Annotated in this window: 19 protein-coding genes; 14 read left to right on the forward strand and 5 right to left on the reverse strand. The window is 41.9% G+C overall.

Annotation, left to right across the window (positions count from 1 at the left end; translation table 11 throughout):
* The first annotated feature begins 979 nt into the window (after positions 1-979).
* A complete protein-coding gene (locus tag J3P37_RS02175) occupies positions 980-1,249 on the forward strand; it encodes a hypothetical protein (protein WP_256009352.1) in 270 nt (89 codons plus the stop codon).
* Positions 1,250-1,282: 33 nt separating this feature from the next.
* Positions 1,283-2,155 (forward strand): hypothetical protein, encoded by an 873-nt coding sequence (locus tag J3P37_RS02180; protein WP_256009353.1) that lies wholly within the window; start codon positions 1,283-1,285, stop codon positions 2,153-2,155.
* 252 nt (positions 2,156-2,407) lie between these two features.
* Here J3P37_RS02180 and J3P37_RS02185 read toward each other — a convergent pair whose 3' ends face one another.
* A complete protein-coding gene (locus J3P37_RS02185) occupies positions 2,408-2,566 on the reverse strand; it encodes a hypothetical protein (RefSeq protein WP_256009354.1) in 159 nt (52 codons plus the stop codon).
* 220 nt (positions 2,567-2,786) lie between these two features.
* Between J3P37_RS02185 and J3P37_RS02190 the strand changes: the two genes are divergently transcribed.
* The 4 genes from J3P37_RS02190 (at position 2,787) to J3P37_RS02205 (ending at position 5,251) form a co-directional block, all read left to right on the forward strand.
* Positions 2,787-2,987, forward strand: a complete 201-nt coding sequence (locus J3P37_RS02190) for a hypothetical protein (protein WP_256009355.1) — start codon at positions 2,787-2,789, stop codon at positions 2,985-2,987.
* 307 nt (positions 2,988-3,294) lie between these two features.
* Positions 3,295-3,534 carry a hypothetical protein gene (locus J3P37_RS02195; protein WP_256009356.1) on the forward strand — a complete coding sequence of 80 codons (240 nt, stop codon included), beginning with the start codon at positions 3,295-3,297 and terminating at the stop codon, positions 3,532-3,534.
* A gap of 260 nt (positions 3,535-3,794) precedes the next feature.
* Complete coding sequence (locus tag J3P37_RS02200) at positions 3,795-4,430, forward strand: DUF6266 family protein (RefSeq protein ID WP_256009357.1); 636 nt, start codon at positions 3,795-3,797, stop codon at positions 4,428-4,430.
* Between the two features lie 104 nt (positions 4,431-4,534).
* Positions 4,535-5,251, forward strand: a complete 717-nt coding sequence (locus J3P37_RS02205; RefSeq protein WP_256009358.1) for a T9SS type A sorting domain-containing protein — start codon at positions 4,535-4,537, stop codon at positions 5,249-5,251.
* Positions 5,252-5,286: 35 nt separating this feature from the next.
* Here J3P37_RS02205 and J3P37_RS02210 read toward each other — a convergent pair whose 3' ends face one another.
* Entirely contained in the window at positions 5,287-9,315 is a 4,029-nt protein-coding gene (locus J3P37_RS02210; protein WP_256009359.1) for a hybrid sensor histidine kinase/response regulator transcription factor, read from the reverse strand.
* Between the two features lie 118 nt (positions 9,316-9,433).
* Complete coding sequence (locus tag J3P37_RS02215) at positions 9,434-10,366, reverse strand: glycerophosphodiester phosphodiesterase family protein (RefSeq protein WP_256009360.1); 933 nt, start codon at positions 10,364-10,366, stop codon at positions 9,434-9,436.
* Positions 10,367-10,669: 303 nt separating this feature from the next.
* Here J3P37_RS02215 and J3P37_RS02220 point away from each other — a divergent pair, with 303 nt between their 5' ends.
* The 7 genes from J3P37_RS02220 (at position 10,670) to J3P37_RS02250 (ending at position 21,111) form a co-directional block, all read left to right on the forward strand.
* Positions 10,670-13,750: a SusC/RagA family TonB-linked outer membrane protein gene (locus tag J3P37_RS02220; RefSeq protein ID WP_256009361.1), complete on the forward strand. Its 3,081-nt coding sequence runs from the start codon at positions 10,670-10,672 to the stop codon at positions 13,748-13,750.
* A 13-nt stretch (positions 13,751-13,763) separates the two neighbouring features.
* Positions 13,764-15,236, forward strand: a complete 1,473-nt coding sequence (locus tag J3P37_RS02225; RefSeq protein WP_256009362.1) for a RagB/SusD family nutrient uptake outer membrane protein — start codon at positions 13,764-13,766, stop codon at positions 15,234-15,236.
* 45 nt (positions 15,237-15,281) lie between these two features.
* Complete coding sequence (locus J3P37_RS02230) at positions 15,282-16,409, forward strand: hypothetical protein (protein ID WP_256009363.1); 1,128 nt, start codon at positions 15,282-15,284, stop codon at positions 16,407-16,409.
* Positions 16,410-16,665: 256 nt separating this feature from the next.
* Complete coding sequence (locus J3P37_RS02235; protein ID WP_256009364.1) at positions 16,666-17,220, forward strand: glycosyl hydrolase 53 family protein; 555 nt, start codon at positions 16,666-16,668, stop codon at positions 17,218-17,220.
* The gene (locus tag J3P37_RS02240; RefSeq protein WP_256009365.1) at positions 17,183-18,661 is read left to right on the forward strand and encodes a glycosyl hydrolase 53 family protein; all 1,479 of its coding nucleotides are present in this window, start codon (positions 17,183-17,185) and stop codon (positions 18,659-18,661) included. The genes J3P37_RS02235 and J3P37_RS02240 overlap by 38 nt, the downstream gene beginning before the upstream one ends.
* A gap of 193 nt (positions 18,662-18,854) precedes the next feature.
* Entirely contained in the window at positions 18,855-19,826 is a 972-nt protein-coding gene (locus J3P37_RS22995) for a sugar-binding domain-containing protein (RefSeq protein WP_256009366.1), read from the forward strand.
* A complete protein-coding gene (locus J3P37_RS02250) occupies positions 19,795-21,111 on the forward strand; it encodes a DUF4982 domain-containing protein (protein ID WP_256009367.1) in 1,317 nt (438 codons plus the stop codon). The genes J3P37_RS22995 and J3P37_RS02250 overlap by 32 nt, the downstream gene beginning before the upstream one ends.
* A 50-nt stretch (positions 21,112-21,161) precedes the next feature.
* Here J3P37_RS02250 and J3P37_RS02255 read toward each other — a convergent pair whose 3' ends face one another.
* Both J3P37_RS02255 and J3P37_RS02260 read right to left on the reverse strand, forming a co-directional pair.
* Positions 21,162-21,944 carry a LytR/AlgR family response regulator transcription factor gene (locus tag J3P37_RS02255; protein ID WP_256009368.1) on the reverse strand — a complete coding sequence of 261 codons (783 nt, stop codon included), beginning with the start codon at positions 21,942-21,944 and terminating at the stop codon, positions 21,162-21,164.
* 4 nt (positions 21,945-21,948) lie between these two features.
* The gene (locus J3P37_RS02260; RefSeq protein ID WP_256009369.1) at positions 21,949-22,998 is read right to left on the reverse strand and encodes a sensor histidine kinase; all 1,050 of its coding nucleotides are present in this window, start codon (positions 22,996-22,998) and stop codon (positions 21,949-21,951) included.
* A 271-nt stretch (positions 22,999-23,269) separates the two neighbouring features.
* Between J3P37_RS02260 and J3P37_RS02265 the strand changes: the two genes are divergently transcribed.
* Positions 23,270-23,887: a YceI family protein gene (locus J3P37_RS02265; protein WP_256009371.1), complete on the forward strand. Its 618-nt coding sequence runs from the start codon at positions 23,270-23,272 to the stop codon at positions 23,885-23,887.
* Positions 23,888-23,991 lie beyond the last annotated feature (104 nt).

The raw sequence follows: 23,991 nt of genomic DNA on the forward strand, positions 1-23,991 counted from the left end.
AGCCAATAATACAAATTACTTCCTAAAACCACAATTTACTTGTTTCCTGGGACACCTCAACAACAATCAAATAGGCGAGTCTGGACGACGAGGTGACTTGCCCTCCTACTTCCGTAAATTGCGTGCAGTTTAATAATACGGGAAACTGTTCGCAAGGAGGGACAGCTACAGTATGAATTGCCCGTGGGACTTGCAGGCGAGAGATCGAAGTAATGATAGCATTTAAGTCGCATAAAAACGGAAGCTTTTCGCAGAGCCAGTGTGTAGGAAGAGTGATTTGGAACAGAAGAAAGTCGGCGAAGCAGTAACGGAAGAAGTTAGAAATGAGCAGTCAATATTCTGCAATCCTATCAATCTGCCGGCAGGATTATTATTAGCTGCCAGCGTTTACGAAACCTGCTCACTCTGGATGCACAACAAGTGGCGTTAGATGAACACTAGATCGGAAACCCTGGTCAACAAAAAGGACCGTCATCATGCCGTCCTGTGTTTAGGAACATGGATTAAGTAAGATTTTGAAGGTTATTCTAATTGTTTCCTGACTTTTTCCTAAATTTAATATCCAATGTAGGCGATCTCTCGCTTGTTGAATTTTTTTCTTATATGTAATCCCGTATGCATTAAAATGTGTGATTTTCATCACAACTGTCTAAATGTTTTACACTTCTATCCATTAATTTGTTATATTTGATTTGTAAATATTCACAGTTATAATATGTAACAGAATAGATATTTTTGCGAATCCTTCATAAAAACATTTGAAGCATTTCGCACTTTGAGTCTCGGCTTAGAAACGTAGGAAATTTCATGAGAACGAGAGTATAAGTGTAAGTGCTCACGCTATAAGCGTGGGCCTTGCTTATTCGTTCTCGGGCTTCCTACGGCCTCTAAGACGTAAGTAAGGTTCCATGCTTTTTGCGTTTCTAACGGTACCTATTTACCAGACTCCATTACATGAATACTCTTAATATAATTCATAATGGATACTACCACAGAAAACCCCGATGAACCCATAACGCTCATACAACTCATGGAGAATTTTTTCCATACCTATCCACCCGCTAAGGCAGAACGCTTGCTCTGGCACTGGTCTTTTCTGTGTGCTAAAAAAGATTTCAGTTCACTGTCTGAAGAAAAGATCCGGGAGTTTACAGACTTTTTTAGACAGATGGAGGAACTTGCATCAGCTGTTCAGAAGGTCCATAAAGACACAGGAGTACTAAAGAAAGATGAGCCAGTAAATAACTAACGATTCTGATATAAAATCCCTTAAACCAGCACGATGTTCCGCAAACCAAACTCACCGTCTCCCGAAGCAGAGGCTTTTAAGAAGTTCCTGATCATTGAAGGGATTTTACTTTTACTCATGATGTTGCTTCTGCTATTCAATGCTTCTGCGGGAAGAAAGAAGAGAAGCGACAATTTGAACGAAACTACCCCGAACTACACTTCAAACCTCAAAAATTCATCTACTGAGGTGAGCTCAGTTATTGGCGGTTACCGTAAGGGCTACCCTTCAAAATGCGACACGCTACGGAATGATAGTACGGTCAGGTTTTTTGCTAGCAACATCGACCCCCTGGTTCTTTTTAAAAAGGCATTGAAGCTGCCGGAAAACCAATGGCCCGATAGCCAAATAGTGTTAGAAGAGCTGGATGAACTTCGCTTCTTTTTTATTGATGGAGAAGAGGATCGTCCGCGAAAAAGCATTACTTACGAGCTAGTCCTCCCAATCGAGCGAGAGAAAGAGTTAGCAAACTTTATGCTGCAAGATCTCTGCCGTTACTTTAATGTAAATGCAGCAATAAAAGAACAGGAAACGGACTGTTATTACCTGGTGCATGAGCCATCGGCAAGCGTTCCTTTAAGCAAAGGCGGTAAGGAAGAAAATAATTTTGAAGCAGGGGAGGGACAACGGCATTTTCTGAGGAACAGTGATATTTCAAGCCTGATCAGCTACTTAAATAACGTCCCGGGTATGCTGCCTGTTTTTGATTACACGGGAATCACCCAGAAAGTAGATCTTGAATTAGGAACTGACCCAGGTTCAGTATGTACACTGAATAGTGCCCTGAAACCTTATGGTATGGCCCTTAAGTTTTTCGTAAGAAGAATGAAGATGCTGGTGCTTTCTCCGGCTTCGCTGCCTGAATAAGGCAAAATCTCTGATTTCAATTTTAATTCTAACATTCTCAATTCGAAGCTCCTCCGGCCATCTTCACTACCCGCCTCTCAATCCATACGCTACCCTCCATTAATTTTCTTAAACAATTTTGTTACAGATCATCAAGGTTGAAGGGCTGTTTACATTTGGCTATTGTCCTGATAAACAGGCGCTCCGGAAGAACTACACGTTGAAGCAACATAATTAATTACCATCAGCACCCATGAATATTATAAACCTAAATTATATATCGAAAAGCATTCTGAATCCAAAGCCAGGATGTTTGAGCAGGTAATAGGGGCGTTCCAGACGTAGCATATCTGCCAGGGTATGATAACCATACTTTGCTGCGAGCACTTTAAACTCTTCACTAAGATCCAGCTGGCTGATTTCCTTGTTCAAAAAGGGTTCTTTAAGAGCATTCCGCGTCATATCTATCTTTCTACTGTTTCTTTTTCAATTAATTGTATTGCGAACATAGGTAATTCATCGTTGAACATGAGGGAATTAAAGGGTGAAATTGTTCCGTTTTTTTGAAGAGACAGGATTTAAGATCCCTTTAATTCTCTGGCGTCTAATGTTGTAGGATATAATTTTACCTCTTTAAAAAATGAGGAGGATAATGAAACCAAATCAACAGAAAAGGATCTACATTTATGCTAAAGATGTAGAAAGAATTACAGGAAAAGAGCCAACGTATTGCCGGACACTTCTTGCAAGAATCCGCTTAATTTATGGAAAAAAGAAGCATCAGGGAGTAACAGTGGACGAGTATTGCGAGTACATGGGTGTTTCGAGGGAGGAGATAGAACAGTTCCTGTAAGGTATTAATTAAAACCGGGCTGGCGCCCGGTTTTTGAAAGCAGGAGGAGATAGAACTTTCCTGTAAGATATTTAATTGAACCGGGCTGGCGCCCGGTTTAATTAAATATAAGTTGTCTTTCAGCATTTCAGGCCGGACGCCCGCCCGGTATATTAACCCCAATTATTGCCGTTTCTCCATGTCTTTAAGCAGACACAATTGACCACTTCTGGTTCGCGTCTGACACGTCGCTTATTTCAACCATCATACTTCCCGGATACTTGATCGTTTTTTTAAAACTCCTGTTTGGCAAGGGTACCGGAAGCCTTTGGGAAAGGGCTGGGAAAGGTTATGGTCAAGTATCGGAAGCGTTTGGGAAAAGTTGCCAAATCCTTCGGAAAAACATACCCTGGCTTCGGGAAGTGTTCGGGAAGGCTTCGGAAAAAAGCGAAGCCGCTTCGGAAAGTGTTCGGAAAACGTGGTAGAAACTGGCTTGTTTTCCGCAACCCATTGCCTGTTTGGGGATATGTCTTTGGGAATAGCAGTAAAACTGCCTGAGGCGGTATGAAGAATAGGCAGAAAGTTTTACAACAGCGAAAACAGCGAAAATGATTAAAAACGACGAAAACAGCGAAAACGACGGAAATGATTAAAAACGCCAAAAACAGCGAATTCAGCGAAAAACGTCAAAAACAACTAAAAGTATCAAAAGCAGCGAAAACGCCGTTTTCAGCGAAGCCTCATTTTTATCCACTCTATGTTTGTTGGCGGAAGCAAGTTACGTAACGCGTCCTTAACAGAATGTTTAAATTTTAAATTTTTAAAAAAATGGGAATTATTAAAAAAGGAGCCAACGGCGGATTTTCCGGCAAAGCTGGCTCAATCATCGGAAGTAGTTGGAAAGACATCGACTACATCAAGGGTTTGCCTAAAAAGAGCAACAAACCGGCAACCCAATCGCAACTAGAGCAGCAAGCCCGCTTTGCTTTAGCGGTTACTACCCTGCAACCCATCACTTCCTTGCTGAATGTAGGTTTTAAGGGACAAAAGACGGGTAAAGCAACGGGTTACAACATGGCCTTACAGCATTTTCTGAGCAATGCGATCAAAGGCACTTACCCCGCTTATACAGTTGATTTTAGTAAGATGCTGATCAGCAAGGGAAATCTAATGAAATCGCCAAGTGCTGCCGTGGCTGCCGATGCTGGTGATTTGAAGATCTCCTGGTCGCCCTTAACCACGCTGTACGGTGCTTTTGCTGACGATGAGGCAACAGGGCTAATCTATAATCCGGCAAAGAACATCTATTTACCTGTCGGGGGTGCAACCAGGGCTGAGGCTGAATTGCTGGTAACTCTTCCTGCCGACTTTGACGGAGACACCTTGCATGTGTTTCTCTTCTTCACCAACCGGGATGGTTCAAAGCGTTCAGAGAGTGTTTATGCAGGTCAGATAGTGATCTGACATTTTTAGGTTGATGCAAAATCCGGGGCTTGCTTTATGCGGCTCCGGATCTAGCAGCTTAAAATAACAGGTTGTAATGTTTCATCAATTAAGCTTTTAAAATTATGGCAAAAATAGAAGATGGTTTATTATCCGGTAAGTTAGGAGGAAAGGTCTACTGCAGACATCCTAAAACGCCAAATGTAGAAGATCCTGGAAAGGAGTTTGTCTGTCGTTATTTGATGATCGGCGCTCAGGATTATAAACATGTTAGTAGATGGGCAGTCGGAGCGAGTAGAGAGAAAATTAATGGCGGGCAGGCTGTAAAGAGAATAGACGACTTTATGGTCTGGGATCAGGCGCTAAGTTCTGAACAGGTAAAAAAACTATACCTCTGTTCAAAAGGCAAAGACCCCAATCCGAGTTGTTGGGGGCAGCCTGTTACTCCACAAGCTGTCATTGCGGCAACAGAGGAAAAGGATAACCAAAATTTACAACAAATTTCAACTGAAGAAGAAGAGGTTTCGAGCAATCGCTTTGCTCTGGAACCGGTAGATTTTTTAAAGGTATATCCCAATCCAAGTCCAACGGGAAAATTCACAGCGGAAGTATATCTTGAAAAGGATTCCTGGCTTAATCTGCTACTAACGGATTTGAAAGGTGTTGTTTTAATGAATAAACGAGAACAGCTTATAAAAGCAGGAAAATATACTATTGCATTAGATAACCTCAATATCGGTTGCTCTTGTAGCGGTAATGGGTCAACGTCAGGTATGTACATCCTGAAAGTCGCAACGAATACATTCACGAAAAGCGCAAAGCTAATCAGGAATAGACATTAAATATGTTCCGGTTTCGACCGGAGCATATTTAATGTCTATTCCTGATTTTGCTTGTATTTCGAAGGGAGCTCTCCAAACTTTTGCCTGAACATTTTGCTAAAGTAACGGCTGTCTGAGAATCCTATCATGTAACAAACTTCGGAGACCTGGAAGTTTTTCTTAAGAAGTTGCACTGCAGCTTTTAACTTATGATCTCTTACAAATTCTACCAGAGACTGGCCAGTCAAGGCTTTTATTTTCTTATAGATAACTGAGTGGCTCATTCCCATTTTGTCTGTGAGCAATTTAATCGTTACATCTTCTGCAATGTACTCATCAAGGATATTCACCAGTTGTGTAAGAAATTTTTGATCAGGGCTAGAGATAGTTATTAGTTCAGGCTCCGTGATTAACTCATTTTTGATCCGTTCATAAATTACCTGCCTGTTTTGAAGAATATTGGTGATCCGCGACTTCAAAAGAGCAGCGTTGAAGGGTTTAGTAACATACTCGTCAGCGCCACTATCATAGCCTTCGATCTTCTGATCGAGTGATGTGCGTGCGGTCAGAAGAATTACCGGTATATGGCTGGAACGCTGATCGCTCTTTAGTTTTTTTGTTAAGCTGATTCCATTCATCTCCGGCATAAGGATGTCAGAGATAATGAGGTCGGGAAGAGCAGTCACCGCGACTTCGAACCCTGAAAGACCGTTTCCAGCTTCAAGGATTTGGTAATCTTGCTGTAATATCTTTTTAAGATATTGGCGGATATCTTCGTTATCTTCAATAAGTAGAACTGTTTGAATGTTGGTTGAAACGGAAAGTGAGGGGAGACCTGAACTATCCTCCCCAGAGATGGGGCTTTCATCAGAAAGTTCAGGTATATAAGAAAAACCCCTAATAGCAGGGAGTTTTATTAAGAACTTTGTACCCTTGGCGGGCTCGCTTTCAACTAAGATCTCTCCGTTATGAAGCTTAATAATATCCTGAGCGATGACTAGTCCAAGGCCAAAGCCTGAATCGGCATCCTGAACTTCGTTTTGATGAAAAGGTTTGAAGATATCTTGCAGGTTTTCCTTGGGGATTCCCCGTCCGTTGTCTTCTATAGTAAGATAAAGGTATTCTTCGTCTCTGTCTAACTTGATTTTTATGAAGCCACCGGTTTGAGTGAACTTGATTGAATTAGAGATTAAATTGCTTACAACCTTTCTCATTTGCTTCCTGTCGAAGTATATGTCTGCAGCTACGTCATCTGGATTAAAGGAAAGCGAAATGTCCTTCTTTTTTGCAGTGTTCTGATAAGACTGGCATATATCGCTAAGGAACTCCATGAAGTTTTCCTTTTGCAGTTCCAGCTGAAAGTTTTTTGATTCCAATTTTCTGAAGTCGAGCAGTTCGTTTACGAGCCGGAGCAAATTTTCGCCGTTCTTCCTGATGATCGAAAGGGTGTTAAGAGCCGATTTTCGGGCAATTGCACTTTCTTCCAGCTCTTGGATGTATCCAAGGATTAATGTAACCGGTGTACGTATCTCATGCGAAATATTGGTGAAGAACCGAAGCTTCAGTTCATGCAGTTCGGCGTTTTTTTCTTTGCTAAGTTTCTCCCACTCAAGGTTTTGTTTCATCTTTTCCCAGTTCACAATATTCCTGGAGAAAAGGTAAAGCAGTAGAACTAACAGGGCTAAATAACAAAGGTAAGCCCACCAGGTTGCCCATAATGGCTTATAAATGGTGAGGTGCACACTTGCACTTTCCTTGCTCCAGTTTGAATTGCCTAGTCTGGCTTTCACATTGAACTTATAGTTTCCGGGAGGAAGGTTAGTATAGGTGGCAGTCCTGCTTGTTCCTATAGCCCGCCAGTTTTCATCGAAGTTATCCATCCGGATCAGGAATTCAGCTTTATCAGAAAAAGGGAAGCTTAGGGCTGCAAAATCGAAGGTTATGACATTTTGATCATGGTTAAGTTTCACTTCCGGGTTAAAAGCCGCACTGGTGTTTATTGCAGATGTTGGTCCAGGCGAGATTTTCTGATTGAATAGGGAAAAATCCGTTATCCGAACAGCCGGTGCATTTCCCGGCGTTTCAGTATTCAAAGGATTAAAACAGAGGATTCCTTCCGTGCCGCCAAAGTACAGCACTCCATGATCATCCCTGAACGCTGAATTAATGTGATATTCCTTATTGAACCGGGCTCCTAGATGATTTACGTTGCTTACGTTACCATTTGTTTGATCGACTTTGAAAATTCCATCGCTGGTACTCAGCCAGATATTTCCTGCATGATCTTCCCTGATAGCTTTGATCGTGTTATCCCGAAGGTTTTTATTGTTATAACTTCTTAGTTCGGCAGAACGGGTATTGTAGCTAAATAATCCGTTTCCCTGTGTGCCGATCCATAAAATGTTACGCTTGTCTTTATGAATGCTTAGGATGTTTTCTACCTGTTGTGCCAGACTGATCCGTTTAAATTTGTTCTTCGCAGGCTCGAAGAGGTTTAAGCCCCCGCCGAAAGTACCGATCCAAACTTTGCCTGGTTCTGCGAGCATACAGGTTATGTTATTGCTACTTATGGATTCCCGGTTCCCTGGCAGATGCTGAAAGGAAGTAACTTGCTCAGTGTGCTCATTATACCGGTTTAATCCACCTCCCCAGGTTCCGATAAGATAATCACCATCGCCAGCCTCTATTATACCGCGAACGTCGTTATGGCTTAAGCTGCTTTTCGATCTATCTGAGCTATGTGTCAGTTTTTTCAATACAGCATCGCTCTCATCAAGAATCATCACGCCATTTTTAAACGTGCCGGCCCAGATCCTTTCTTTTGAGTCTTTAGTGATGCATTGTATATAATCATTGCGGGCTACAGTTACCTGCTTGTGCAAGGTACCGCCGGAGATCTTGTAGTGGGTCAAACCATTTCCATCAGTTCCGATATACAGGGAGCTTTTGTCCCTGAGTATCGAAAGAACCGGATAGGGGGTTATCCCTGAGATATCACTTGGAAAAAAATTAACCCTGGTGTCAGATTTGTCGATCACAGAAACCCCGCGCCAGTATGTGCCGGTGTAGATGTTACCTTCTGAATCTTCAAACAATGAGTAGAGCGCGTTATTGGCAATGGAAAAGTTTAGAAACCTGTTATGGAGGTATTGGTCAATTTGATCTGTTTGACTTTTAATACGAAGCAAGCCGTCTCCGTCGGTTGCTACCCAAATGTTGCTTTCTTTGTCACGGATAACTGCAGTAAAGTTCTTTAAGCTTTTAAACCTTTGAAAGGAAGGATTCCTGAAAAAGTTCTGATATGTTTTCTCCTGAATGTTATACGTTAAAAGACCGTTATACCGGGTACAAAGAAGGAGTTGAGTATCGCTAAGCTGGGAGATAGCGGTGATATAAGGTGGGGCGCCGGTATTGCTTTCAGACTGTTTAATATGTTTGGCTTTATAAAAGATTTTTTTACCAGGAATTGCCTCTAAAAGGCCCTTGCCCCATGTTCCAACCCATAATTTCCCTTGCCAGTCTGTAAAAAAGCATTTAGCATGAACTTCTTCCTTCGTATTACTGTCATTAAAAAAATGCCATTGTGTGAATTTCTTTTTATTCCGGTCAAATTGGTTAATTCCCTTATCTGTGGCCACCCAAATGGTATTATTTCTATCCCTTACTATAGCATTAACTTTATTCGAAGAAAGGGAATGGCTTGCAGTCTGGTATCTTGAAAAGGTATCAGGCTTTAGATCATAAATACTGATGCCGTTGCCCCAGTGTCCTATCCAAAGCTGTTCTTTGTCAGCTAAAAGAGCGGAGACCTCGTTGCTTGTCATGCCACTGCTGCTCTTTTTAAATACTTTGATCTCCATCCCATCGTATCTGTTCAAGCCATCTTTTGTTCCAAACCATAGAAAGCCTTTGTTATCCTGGGCGAAACAAGTAACGGTTCCATAAGACATGCCTCGTTCCTGGTTGATGTGTCTAAAAATCAGCTGGCTGGACGTAATGGGTTGAGATTTCAGCTTTAAAGATGTAAAAGCAAATAAAACCTGCAAAAATGATAATACAAATAAAGCTTGTCTATTTCTGGCCATAACAATAGGCTTAAGAATTCAATTCACTTATTTTAAAGGGTTCCAGATTAGTTCATCAAAAGAGCTTTTTTTGATAACTGCGAATAGTAGTCGTTTCGAGGTTGAATATACTATAATTTTATCTTCGAACATCTAAGGTTCCTAAATATTCGATCAGGAGTTTGGGGCGGTCTGTCTGGATCATGTTTGCTCCTGTTTTAACCAACCAGCCATAACTTCCGTCCAAATCGTAAACTGCACGCTCATCATGATGGCCGCCATTGAAAAAAGGCCATAATGAATTCACCCAAACTCGTGCGCCCGAAGCTTTTATCTCCATGAACAGACTTTCAAGCGGAAGAGTATCCGATTTAAAGTTGAACTCGTAGGCGCATGGCTTGAGGTTTTCTCTGTAATCTTTAATGATTTTTTCAGCCTTAGGGTCGTCCAGATCTACAATTGGCATATAATTTACTTTCCTTACGTTTTCACCAAGATCTCTTCTTACATCCTGGTATGTTTTCATCCAGCCTTTGATAATGGTTTGTTGTGTCGTTCCGGTTTGCTCTAGCAACCGGAATACCTCATGAAAATAATTGTATCCTTTATCGACATTAATGAGTACTTTACCTTTTGCCAAAACAAGCACCTCTTTAAGAGTAGGGATCTTATGTTCGGTTACTATGCCTAATCCATCTTTCAGGCGAAGATGTTGGATTTCTTTAAACGTCTTCTGCCAAACTTTTCCCGTTCCGTCAGTCGTTCTGTCAAGTGACTCATCGTGCATAATAATAAGCTGGCCGTCTTTTGTTCGCTGCACATCTACTTCGACTATGTCTACTCCCATATCAATACAGTTTTTTACTGCTTGTAGCGAATTTTCGGGAGCATTTCTCCAATCGCCACGATGAGATATCACAAAGACATAAGGGTGGTTGGGCCGATGGAGATAGTCGATCAGCGTTTCGAGTCGATCAGGTTCAGTGCTATCCTGAAAATTTATAGAATTTGAAAAGCTTCTAGTGCAGGAAATAATCAGGAGGAAGGAGATAACGAATGTTAGTATTTTCATGATGATAATTGTGCCGAATAAAAAGGTTGTGATGCTTATAGCGATTATATTCTCGCTAAAGACGGGAAATTAGCACATTTGCACGTGTACTTTTCCTTCAAACAATAGCGTTATTTTCGTTTTTTTTAGTCAGCAGCTACTCTACTTTCGATCAGCCTTTTATTTTCTCATGAAAACGATTTTATACTCATTTTAAACAGAAATGTAACACACCGTATTTGCTGAAGCTGGGTAGTTTTGGAACATTCTGATACAAATTGTCAGATGACAAGGAAGCGAACCAATTGTTATTTCTATAATAGTATGATTTTTTTAACAAAAATGATTTCGATCAGTCCATTCAGCTCTACCTGCTGGCACAGGTTTGTGATGATAAAAGCAGCGTTTGTTATGCTGGCTATCATGTTCGGACTTAGGGTTTCAGCGCAGGAACCGCTTGTGATCCTTTCGGGAAACGTGAAGGCACAGAATGGCGAAGCTTTGCCTGGGGTGACTATAAAGGTAAAAGGAAGCAATCAGGGAACAAGCACTTTGACTGACGGGACTTTCAAGCTAAGGTTGAACCAACAAAAAGGTACGCTGGTATTTTCTTTTATCGGCTTTAGTTCGCAGGAGGTATTGTTTGACGGAGCTTTTAATAATACGATCCATTTAAATGTTATTTTAAGGGAAGGAGCTGGGGAGCTGGACGAAGTTGTTGTTATTGGCTATGGTACAGTGAAGAAAAGTGACCTTACGGGCACTGTTCAATCATTAAAACCCGAAGATCTGGGAAATAACCCGTTTAGTAATGCCGCACAGATGTTACAAGGGCGGGTTACTGGTTTGTATGTTAATAGTGCCGACCAGGACCCGGGTACTACGCCGAATATGCAATTGCGGGGAATTGGCTCATTTTCGAGCAATACTCAGCCCTTATTAATTATTGATGGCTTCCCTATGCCAGACCTTGCTTCAATTAACAGGATCAATCCGGCAGATATACAACAAATAGATGTGCTGAAAGATGCTTCCGCTACCGCGATCTACGGAGCACAGGGAGGGAATGGCGTTATTATAGTAACGACAAAAAGCGGCAGTGCCGGGAAACTTAAAATTGATTACGGTACTAAGCTCTCTACTCAAACGGTTGCAAAACAAATGGAAATGATGAATGCAGACGAGTATATCCGTTTTTACTATGATCTAGCTCATGATCCGTCATTTGCGCATACTTTTTCTCCGGCTTATAACGGTGCTTTCTATCCTGCTCCCTTAACCAGCCTGGGTACTACAGCTAATACCAATTGGCAGAAAGAGCTTCAAAATAGTAATCTTAATCAGGAACACAATCTGGCTATATCAGGCGGTAAGGACAACTGGACGTACAGGGTATCCGGAAACCTGTTTGATGGCAATGCCATTATTGGACCCGCCGGATATAACAGGAAAAATTTTGCGTCCAGAATTGGGTATAAAGGAAAGAAACTTAGCTTAAACCTGGATCTTAACTATTCCCTGGAAGAACGAAATAATGTTAAAAACAATTATGCTGAGGCGCTTCGATATACTCCTCTAACTAGTCCTTTTGATCAGGGCGGCGATTTGACTCTCCATCCAATTGCTGAGTATTCCAACTGGCTGGCTAATCCTTTATCCAGCGAAAGGTATCTTGATAACACCTCCGAAAACAATGCTGTACGCCTGTTTGGAACTGCGCGATATGAGTTACTTAAAGGCCTCGCGGTTGAAGGACGGTTGGGCTGGAACAGGAATTTCTTTGAGCAATTCAGAGAAAATCAGGCCTTTTTGACCAATCTGGAGGAGGTTAGGATTGACAATGCAAACAGTTCAAATCTTTCTGCTGACATTCTTTTGAACTATAATACCAAACTTGGAGATCATACCATATCTGCAATGGCCGGAACTAACTATCAGACTTTTATCAACCGCGACTCATGGATCAGGGCTAACGGGTTTCCGGAACCTGGAATCTCCTACTATAATATAGGAGCAGCAACAGGCGAAATAAGAGAATTTGGAAGTTCCTGGGATGAAAGGACCACCCAGTCTGCCTTTGGCAGATTTAACTACGATTTTAAGAATACTTACCTGCTTACCGTGAACTTCCGGGTGGACGGTGCAACACAATATGGCTCGGAGAATAAGTTAGGATATTTTCCTTCCGTTGCCGCGGCATGGAAGATCAGTAATGAAAAGTTTTTTGGTAAGAACGAATACATCAATAACCTAAAACTGAAGCTGGGTTATGGCTTGTCGGGCAACTCCAATGTCCCGACTGGCCGTACTCAGGCTATCCTGGAATTTTGGCCTACCTATCTCGGTGATCAGACTGTCAATGCCATTCAATGGCAGGGCGGTTTTATTCCGAACCCTGACCTGCAATGGGAAACTACCAGGATGCTCAATGCGGGCATTGAGTTTGGAAATAAACGGTTCTTTGCAGAGCTTAATTATTATTCGAAGAATTCTGAAGACCTGATCCTTGACCGGCAGGTTCCTACAGAGTTAGGTTATACCACTATAACCCTGAACAAAGGCGAGATGAGAAATCACGGTATTGAAGGGAAAATTGACTTTTACTTAGATCTGTTTGGCGGAGCTGTACGTTGGAAACCTAGTATCTGGGCCTCGTATAACCGTAACGAGATCACCAACCTTGATGGTGACAAGATCAATTCGTATAATGTGTGGCTTGAAGAATGGAATGCTGGCAATACAGGTTTAAGGCAGGAGGGATATCCGCTAAACACATTATGGGGATATAATTTTACCGGAATATGGGGACAAGAAGAAAAAGAGCAGGCGCAGAGCTATGGGGCCTTGCCTGGCGACCCGAAATACCGGGATCTAAACGATGACGGAAAAATAGATAATGATGATAAGCAGTACCTTGGAAACGCTGACCCTAAGTATCTGGCCGGATTTTCTTCCACTTTCAACTTCAAAAACTTCCAGCTTTATTTTATGCTAGATGGTGTGTTTGATAAAAAAGTCATCAACTCAAACCGCTTGTTTTATACTAATCCATATTTCAGGGGCTATGCAAACCTTTCAACGGAAGCGCTTGACCGCTGGACTCCCGATCACCAGGATACCGACATTCCGGCTTTGACCAGGGCTCCGCAAAAGGAACTGATCACAAGTTCCTGGAGTGTTCAGGATGCTTCTTTTGCAAGATTAAGAGAACTTTCTGTCTCATACAAACTGCCTGCAAAAACAAGCCGGTTTGTTAGAGATGTCAGCCTGTTCGCTTCGGCCAATAATGTATTCACCATAACCCGGTATAAAGGTGTAAATCCAGATATTGCCGGAATAGATAATCAATGGAACGTACTGCCTTTTTCGAGGACATGGACGCTGGGTGTTAACTTCTCCTTATAATTAATAACGAACGATGAACAAGTTAATAGTTAAAAATCTTTTTTTTCTTTTTACCCTGTTGTTTTTTGCCGGATGTAAAAAGAACCTTGAAGAAAAAATTTACGGAAATGCTAACGATACGAACTTCTGGGAAACTGAAGGCGATTTTAAGATTGCGATAAATTCAGCTTATGGTCGTTTGGGAACTCCCTGGAAAGGGTTTTCTTTATGGCAGTTCGCCATTGAAGATCTTAGTACTGATTATGGATACGGCGGTTATTCCGATTCCCGTCCTTATTCCAGCTATACCGGCTGGTCGTCCTCAAATCCTCAATCTATTGACTGGGGGCTGTGGAGCTATCTCTGGCAGGGAGTTAGTTACTGTAATAAAATAATTGATAAGGCAGAGTCAGCAAATATTCCTGAAGATGCAAAAGGAAGGTTTATTGCTGAAGCCAAGGCCTTGCGTGCGTTTACGTATTTTAATTTAGTTAATTGGTTTGGAGGGGTGCCTCTTGTTACAAGTTCCGTAGAGGTACCCCTTTCTATTCCCAGGGCAACTGCTGCCGAAACGTATGCATTAATTGAAAGGGATCTTAGCGAGGCTATAGAGCTGCTACCCTCTAAGAGTACCTTAGTTGCTGCGGGTGAAAGGGAATACGGCAGGCTAACTAAAGGTGGTGCACAAGGCTTACTGGCAAGGGCATATCTGCAGCAAAAGAAATGGTCCGAAGTTGAAAAGATGAGTTCCGACATTATAGCGAGCAGGGAATATCGTCTTATCGAAGATTACACAAACATCTTTTCCCTTGCTAATGAAGGATTTAAGAATGAAGAAATATTGTGGTCCCTGGCTTTTGGAGGTATGCAAAATGGTGTACGTATAAATGGAATGTACCTCCAGGTGTATTTGTATAAAGCGCCAGGTTATCCGGCATATAGTAGTTACTCTTCCTGGGGAGGAAACATGGCTGTTTCAAATGAGTTCTATGAATCCTTTAGTGCTGATGACGAGAGAAGGAAGTTATTGGTGCGTGAATATAGAGACCAAAGCGGCGCAACCAGGATCAGTAATCCGGTTATGATGATAAAATACCCGGAAGATCTTACCAATTCAGACAAGGAAATTTCATCAACAGATTATATTGTGGTACGTTATGCCGATGTGTTGCTTATGAGGGCGGAGGCTTTAAATGAATTAGGTAGGCTCGACGATGCAATTGAGGTACTTAACGAAGTTAGGGAACGTGCAGATCTACCGGAACTGGAAACTGCTGATTTTGATAAAATCAGCCTGAGCAATCATATTTATAAAGAACGGAGATGGGAGCTCTACTTTGAGGGTCATGGTAAGCGTGACATGACGAGATTCGGAACACTGCTCGAGCATATTAAAAAAGTGTCAGCTGATGCAGGCGACGATCCGGAGCGATATCTCCTCTTGCCGCTGCCTACCTCAGCTCTGAGTGCTAATCCGGCGCTGAAACAGAATCCAGGATTCAAATAAAAGATAATACCACGATAAACCCAGAATAAGCTTATAACACAGGTTATGAAATTGAAAAAATTACTTATCTTATTAATTTTCTTCTGCGGCTTACTGGCCTGCAAAAAAGAAGACTACAGTGACAGGGTTTTCCGGACTTACCTGGCTTTTGAAATAGATTCTGCTGAAAATTTCCATGAAAAGATAGTTGAGGGAGTTTCAGAAGGTCAATATAAACCAGGTTCGAAGTCTTTGTTCCTTGTTGGTATAAATGAAGCAAAGGCCGTCTACTCAAATCAGAGTAGCAGTCAGGCTGAAACAGACAGTGCGTACTTTAAGCTGAAGAGAGACATGGAAGCGTTCAACGATTTTATGAACCCTTATGTGAGCGCTCTTCGTACCCTTGTAACTGAGTCCAGAGAACTTCTTGATAATACTCATGAAGGCAGCTCGGAGGGTGAGGTTGAACCGGGCGCAAAAGCAGTATTCGAAGCTGAAATATTAAAAGCACAGGATGCTGCAGAAAAAGGAGGATTAACCCAAAAGCAGGTAAACATTTTATATGAAGATCTTCTTCTAGCTTTTACCACGTTCGAAGGGAAGATCGCCGGTGCTGTAAATGTCAAAATAGTCAATAACAGTTTTGAAGGAGTGGGTACCCCGATGCCAATTACCAGTATACCAGGCTGGAATTCAGCCGGGCCGAAATTCGCCTGGTTGACGAAAGTAGCGGGATCTGTAAGTGTGTCAAATGCACCGGACGGGCGTTTGGTACTTTATACGGGGGCTTATATAAATCCTATATGGCAGCAACTAAAGGAAACTGTACATCCTGGCAGCAAATATACTTTGAGCTTTAAGGCTGATATTCAGTCAAGTCCGGCAAACTGGACAGGAGCGGTGTTTAATACTTTTGTACGTGCCGAAGTGATCGTATTTAACGGAGCCACAGGCGACCTGAACAATATCACTGTTCTTTCCACTAAAGATCATAATCTGGGTATCTCTAAAACCCCGATAGGGTTTAATGAATTCTCCCAGGTAATCGATATTCCCGAAAGTTCGCCTTTAAACGGAAAGCCAATGGGAATCCGCTTGCTCACTTTTGAAGATCATTTTGTTGTCACAGAGGAGATCTGGTCCGAAACATGGATCTATCTTGATGATGTCAAAATGAAGCGGGCGAAAGATTAGCTACAGTAATATAAATAGTTTTTAGAATGATACTGCTCACAGTGCCTGATGAATGGATGAAAAACGGGTGTCTGTACTGCCAGGCAGGTAAAACTCCTGGCAGTTTTTAATAATTTACAATATAACCTGAGAACAATGGGCTTTCAACTACTGAAACTTGTCTTCACCTTTATTCTGATTATTGCTCTTTGCCTGCTTGTCCTCACAATTTTTATATATCCTTTTTAGGTTTTATTTGTGTTAAATAGTAAAAATTATGAAACTCCTGTCAACTCTGATGCTCGTACTTTTATGCCTGTTCATAAGGCATTACTCGTTTTCTCAAACCTTGGCTAAGGGGGCCGATATCAGCTGGCTGACCCAGATGGAAGCACAAAATATAAAGTTCTATAATAGCGCCGGTGTTCAAAAGGATCTGATTCCTATCCTGAAAGAGAAGGGTATGAACAGTATCCGGCTGAGGGTATGGGTGAACCCCGTTGATGGCTGGAATAATATGGCGGATGTTCTTGCTAAAGCCATTAGGGCCAAGAGCAACGGCATGAGGATCATGATCGATTTTCACTACAGCGATACCTGGGCTGATCCTGGGGATCAGCTTAAGCCAGCAAACTGGTCAGGGCAAAACTTAGCTGCGTTAAAGGCTTCCGTATATAATCATACGTATAGTGTGTTAAATACATTAAAGGAAAATCAGATCACCCCTGAATGGGTTCAGGTGGGCAATGAAACCAATAACGGAATGCTCTGGGAAGAAGGTAAAGCAAGTGTTAATGAACAACTTTGCGCAGCTTCTCAATTCTGGCTATGATGCGGTTAAAGCTATTGATCCCTTAATTAAGGTGATTGTTCACCTTTCGAACGGATACGATAATACTCTATTTCGCTGGATGTTTGATGGCCTGAAAAATAACTCGGCCAAATGGGATGTGATCGGGATGTCTTTATATCCTTCTGCGAACGATTGGCAAACTTTAAATGCTCAATGTCTGGCTAATATGAATGATATGGTTTCCAGGTATGGGAAAGAGGTGATGATCGCTGAGATCGGAATGCCGGCAAGCTCAGCTACCGAAAGTAAGGCGTTCATTGCTGATCTTTTAACCAAAGTGAGGTCTGTTCCGGAAGGAAAAGCGCTGGGCGTTTTTTACTGGGAACCTCAGGCCTATAATGGCTGGCAGGGCTATGGTAAAGGGGCATTTGATGATACTGGTAAACCGACCATTGCCATGGATGCATTCCTGGAAAACGTTCCCTTAGTAAACCATGTGCTTAACCCTGGTTTTGACGCCGATAATTCCGCTACTCAAACGCCTCAGGCCTGGACGGAATCTGGTGAAGTTGCTGCTTCATCTACCAAATGGGGAAATGGCTGGAACCCGGAAGGCAATTACTCACTTGGACATTGGCTGGCTACAGCTTATAAGGCAGATACCTACCAAACCATCTTTCTTCCTAATGGAACTTATAAACTAAGTGCCTTTGCGGTTGGCGGGGCTAACTTTAATAAATTTCAGATGTATGCTAAAGGCTTCGGAAGCCAGGATATTTCAATCGATATTTCCGCCAGTTCTACCTGGAAAGAAGTGAGCATTCCAGTAATTACCGTTACTACAGGTCAGATAACTATCGGCTTTCACTCGGATGCAAATGCTGGCGGCTGGATGAATATAGACAAAGTCTCTTTAACTGTTAATACCACTTTGCCGGTACGACTGAAGTCTTTCAAAGCCAACCGAAAAGCAAATGGTATTGACCTGGTTTGGCAAACGTTGTCGGAACAAAATAATCAATACTTTATTCTTGAAAGGAGCTCGAATGGAAAAGACTTTGAGCAAATAGGCCTTTTAGAAGGAAACGGTAATAAAACTTCTTTCTCCGAATACCAATTTACAGACCACGAGTCAAAAGCCGGATCAAATTATTATAAGCTCAGCCAGGTTGATTTTAACGGGCATCAGGAATTACTTGGATTAACTTCAGTGAGTGGGCTGCGCCAACAGGAGCAGATACCGGTTATTTATCCGAATCCAGCCAGGAACGAGGTGTTTATCAAGTTTCCTGAGGCAGAGGCTGATCCGATACGCGTCCAGCTGTTTTCTACCAGAGGAGAACTTGTCTCAGCCGAAAATATTGCCAGCGGAAAAGATGTTACGCGACTGAATCTTCAGGGGCTTAATGCTGGCTTGTATTTCTTGAAAATAATTTATCCCGGTTATTTTAGCTCAAGACCGCTCTTAGTCAATAACTAGTGTTAAGAAGTAAATTATTAAGTATTTCATGAGATTTTGTGCACTTTCTTTAGTTCTGATCCTATTGTGCTTTCCAGGCGCCACCCAGACCCGTACTGAAATGGTCTTAAATACAGGATGGAAATTTTAAAGGGGGAAAAATGAATATAGCTGGCAGAAAGATTTTAACGATAAAAGCTGGCAAGCGGTATCTGTGCCCCATGATTGGGCCATCTATGGGCCTTTCGACAAGGAAATAGATAAACAAGTGGTTGCCATTTTGCAAAATGGCGAGAGTATTCCGACTGAGAAAACGGGACGTACAGGATCTTTGCCCTATATTGGCGAAGGCTGGTACCGAAACCATTTTACCCTCCCTGATTACAAGAAAGGGCAAAAAGTGTTGATCCTTTTTGAAGGCGCAATGAGTGAACCGAAGATCTATGTTAATGGAAAGAAGGCAGGTGAATGGAATTACGGATACAGTTATTTCTATTTCGATATCACGAAACACGTATTGGCTGGAGAACAAAATACCCTGGCTGTTCAGTTAGCTAACAAAGGACTTTCTTCGCGATGGTACCCGGGGGCTGGTTTATATCGCAACGTTCGCATCATAGTAAAGAATGAAGACAGTATTGACCAGTGGGGAACTAATATCACGACTCCGTATATCTCAGATGATCTGGCGAAGGTGAACATCAAAACAAAAGTGTCTGGAAATGATCTTCGATTAAAAACGTATATTTTTGATGCCGCAGGAGATACAGTCGCCTCTGCTGAAACTAATACCCTTTTTGGAAAAGAGTTTGATCAGGACATTGCCGTGGATAATCCTAAACTATGGAGCCCGGAAACACCTTATCTGTACAAGGCAGTAACACGTTTGTATCGAGGGAGGATACTGAAGGATGAAACTACCACTCGTTTCGGTATCCGGGAGATCAGTTACAAACCCGGGGAAGGCTTTAAACTGAATGGCAAAACTCGTAAGTTTAAGGGTGTTTGCTTGCATCATGATCTAGGTCCCCTTGGTTCTGCTGTGAATACAGCGGCTTTAAGGAGACAATTAAGGATCTTAAAGGATATGGGCTGCGACGCGATCAGGAGTTCACATAATATGCCTTCTGGAGCAGCTGGAACTATGCGACGACATGGGCTTTATGTTCCTTGCCGAAACTTTTGATGAATGGGCAAAGCCCAAGGTAGAAAATGGTTACAACCGATTTTTTCATACCGATGCAGAGAAGGACGTTGTTAACCTTATACACGCAACCCGAAATCATCCTTGTATCGTGATGTGGAGCTCCGGCAATGAGGTTCCCGACCAATGGGGATCGGAGGGAGTAAAACGTGCAAAATGGCTTCAGGATATTTTTCACCGCGAAGACCCAACCCGCCCTGTTACGGTAGGGATGGATCAGGTAAAGGCAACCATGGCTTCCGGTTTTGGTGCTGTGCTTGACGTTCCTGGTTTAAATTACCGTACACATCTTTATGAAGAGGCTTACAAACAGTTTCCACAGGGCTTTATTCTGGGTTCAGAAACAGCTTCCACCGTTAGCTCAAGAGGAATATACAAGTTTCCGGTAGTAAAGGGCATTGAAAAGACTTACGATGATCACCAGTGTTCTTCATACGATTTAGAATACTGTAGCTGGTCGAATCTCCCCGAGGAGGATTTCATCCTGCAGGATACAAAGGACTGGACTATTGGTCAGTTCGTTTGGACCGGGTTTGATTACCTGGGTGAACCTACCCCCTACGATAATCAATGGCCCTCCCGAAGTTCTTACTTCGGAATTAATGACCTGGCGGGCTTGCCTAAAGACAGATTTTACTTGTATAGAAGCCAATGGAATACAAGCGACAATACGCTTCATATTTTACCTCACTGGAACTGGGAGGGAAGGGAAGGACAGGTAACCCCGGTGTTTGTATATACCAATCATAAAAGCGCTGAGCTTTTTATTAATGGAATAAGTATGGGTGTGCAGAAGAAAAATGATTCAAGTCCCCAAAGTAAATACCGGTTAATGTGGATGGATGTGAAGTACGAACCAGGAACCATTAAGGTGGTGGCTTTTGATAATAATGGAAAACCTGTCATCGAAAAAAGCGTAGTAACTGCAGGTAAGCCATACGCCCTGCATTTAGAGGCTGACCGCTCGGTAATAAATGCGGATGGAATGGACATCTCTTTCGTGACTGTGACTGTTGTTGATGATAAAGGTAATCCTTGCCCAACTGCTAACAATCAGCTTAATTTTAAAGTACGTGGTGAGGGTGTATACAGGGCAGCCTGCAATGGTGACGCAACATCGCTGGAGCAATTTCATCTTCCAACAATGAAATTATTTAATGGTAAGCTGGTTGTTCTGGTGCAATCGACGGATGTGGCTGGCAATATCCAATTGAAGGTTGAGGCAAAGGGATTAAAAGCTGCTGGTATGCAGATTCAATCACGTTAACCCCGGCAATAGGTGTAACCCGAATTTACACCTATTGCCGGGTTATGTTACTATTTTCCCATCCACTTCTTAAAATCATTTACTTTCTCCCTGCTAACTATAGCCTCCCTTTCATAATCGGCTACCAGTTTTACTGCGAGACGGTTACCAAAATAAGCCTGGATCTGGTCTACGCTTTTAATAGATACAATCAGTCCTCGGTTAATACGGAAGAACATTACCGGGTCCATGGCATCTTCAATCTCATCCAGAGAATAATCCAGGATATAGTTTTTGCCGTCGAAAGTGCGGCAGAAAGTTACCCGGTCTTCATAAAAGAAGCTGGAGATAGAAGAAACTTCTATGGAGATCAGTTTTTGAAGATGTTTTACCAGGAAGCGCTGGCGATACTCCCTTAAGTCTCCTGTATGTTTTTGCAGTTGCCTTACCAGTTCCTGTATATTCACAGACTGCTTTTCAGACGATCTGAAAGAAGACTGCATTTCGTCAAACTTAGTAAAGGCCTGTGTTAGTTCATCCTGCTGGATAGGTTTAAGCAGGTAGTCGATACTATTTACTTTAAAGGCTTTTAATGCATATTCGTCATAAGAGGTAACGAAAATAACAGGGCATTTAATCCTGACCCGGTCGAAAATTGCGAAACTTTGTCCGTCGGCGAGTTCTATGTCCATCAGGATAATGTCTGGTTCATCACCGTGTTTATTCAGCCAGTCAGCAGATGCTGTTATGCTGTCGGCAACACCAATAACCCGGGCTGAAGGTCTTACTTTAGCCAGTACTTGCACAAGCTTATCTACTGCGAGTTTCTCATCTTCTATAATCAGTATATTCATTGAACTAAACATTTTTAAAAAGTGGCAGTTTCACAACGAAAGATACATCGTCGTTATAGATACTGACAGCTGAATTATTGAGCAACTGGTATTTGGTTAGTATATTCTGCAGGCCTATGCCGTTGGATAATACCTTTGTTGACTTTTTTTGTATATTGTTGCATACTATCAGCATATCATTTACGTCTGTCATTACTTCGATTTTCAATGGACGCTCGCGGGAAATCACATTATGCTTTATGGCATTTTCGATCAGCATCTGCAAAGTAAGTGGCGGTATGAGATACTGCATATGTTGCTCTTGTATATTGAGTTTAAGTTCTATTCCTTCGTCATATCTTGTTTTAAGCATATGAAAAAAGGAGTGTACAAAATGGATCTCTGAACTGAGAGGAATCAGTTCGTTTTCGTTTGACCTTAAAAGGTACCGGTACACTTTACTCATCTCATCAAGGAAACTACCGGCTTTTTCCTGGTCACTGTAGATCAGTGCGGAGAGGCTGTTTAGGCTGTTGAATAAGAAGTGAGGATTAACCTGGCTTTTCAGACCTTCAAATTGACTTTGTATATAATTTCTTTTTAGCTGCTCCGCTTCAAGGGTAGAGGCTTTCCATTTTTCAAAAGCGAAAAGTCCTTCGTGAAAACTGGTGGCAACCACATTTAACATGATGCCGGAAATAAAGACTGGCTTAAAGGATAACCATGAGAATGGGGCTGTTATAAAGTCCAGTCCGTAAAATGCACTGAAGAGGCTCAATCCCAATATTAGTGTCAATAGTATATAAACAGGGACCTGAATTAAAAGTCGTTTACCGGTCTGTGAGTAATTTGTAATAGTGTGCTTTAAAACGTTTGCCGCGATAATGTGGGATGCCCACGAACAGGTGCCGATAACAGAACTGACTAGTGTTGCCCAGATAAAAAGCGGAAAGCTGAAATACATCGACCCGATCAGGAAGTAGTTTACGATAACCAGGTAAGGCAAAACTACCACCATAAGTACCCATGTATCCTGTCTGTTAAAAACAAAATATTTTTTCGATAAGACTCCCATTTTAATAGCGTCGTGACTGTAAAGATACTACTCTTTTAATTGAAGGTTCCTGTGTAAGGATTGAATTGTGAATATTAATGCCTGAACCGTAAAAAGTCATAAAACCAACTAAATAACAGTTATCCGGGAGAGATGAAATAGTGGGGTACCGTTCAAACGCCCCATCTTTCAGCTAAGGTATCAGGATTTTCAGTTCAGACAGCTTATGGTTTTAAACGTTAGTTTCCAGTTGCACCTTTGCCTGCATATTCAGAACTCTATAATTATGATCATGCAAAAATCTATTATCTTTTCTTTAATCGCTATCCTGTTTTTCGCCTCATGTGAGAATGATGATGACAAAAAAACTCTTGTAAATTATGAAATCAGCGCAGCAGATTCTCATGTAGAATGGTGGGGATACTTACGCGAGGGTAACAATCACGGAACGTTCTCTCTTAATAATGATGAAATCAAAACTGAAAATGGTAAGGTAACCGGAGGAGCTTTTTCAATTCCAATATCATCGGTTAACGTGATAAACCTGGAAGGAGATTTAAAGGAACAGTTGGAGCACCATCTTCTAAGCGCCGATTTTTTCAATGTTGCTTTGCATCCAAATGTAACGTTCAATATAAAACTAGTGACACCGTTTACCGAAGCTGAAAAGGAGGGAATTATTGCCGGCGCTAATTACACTGTTACCGGTGATCTGCAATTACTTGGAACAACAAAAGAGATATCTTTCCCTGCTAAAATTACTGTTAAAAATGATAATCTGGATGCCGAAGCACTGATCCGGATCAACAGGCTGCACTGGGGAATGACGTATGCATCCGACCCGAATGAAGGTATGTATATTCTGCCGGATGTTGACCTGCAGTTGAAACTATCGGCTAAGAAGAAATAAAATATTTAGTCAGGAGGGGGTCAAGTTGACTCCCTTTTTGCTTTTAGGTACAATTGCGAAAAAGATTTGAAGCGGTTGTCACGGAATTATCCGGCATCTCGTTT

The sequence above is a fragment of the Desertivirga xinjiangensis genome (genome assembly GCF_024436435.1).
Taxonomy (GTDB): domain Bacteria; phylum Bacteroidota; class Bacteroidia; order Sphingobacteriales; family Sphingobacteriaceae; genus Desertivirga; species Desertivirga xinjiangensis.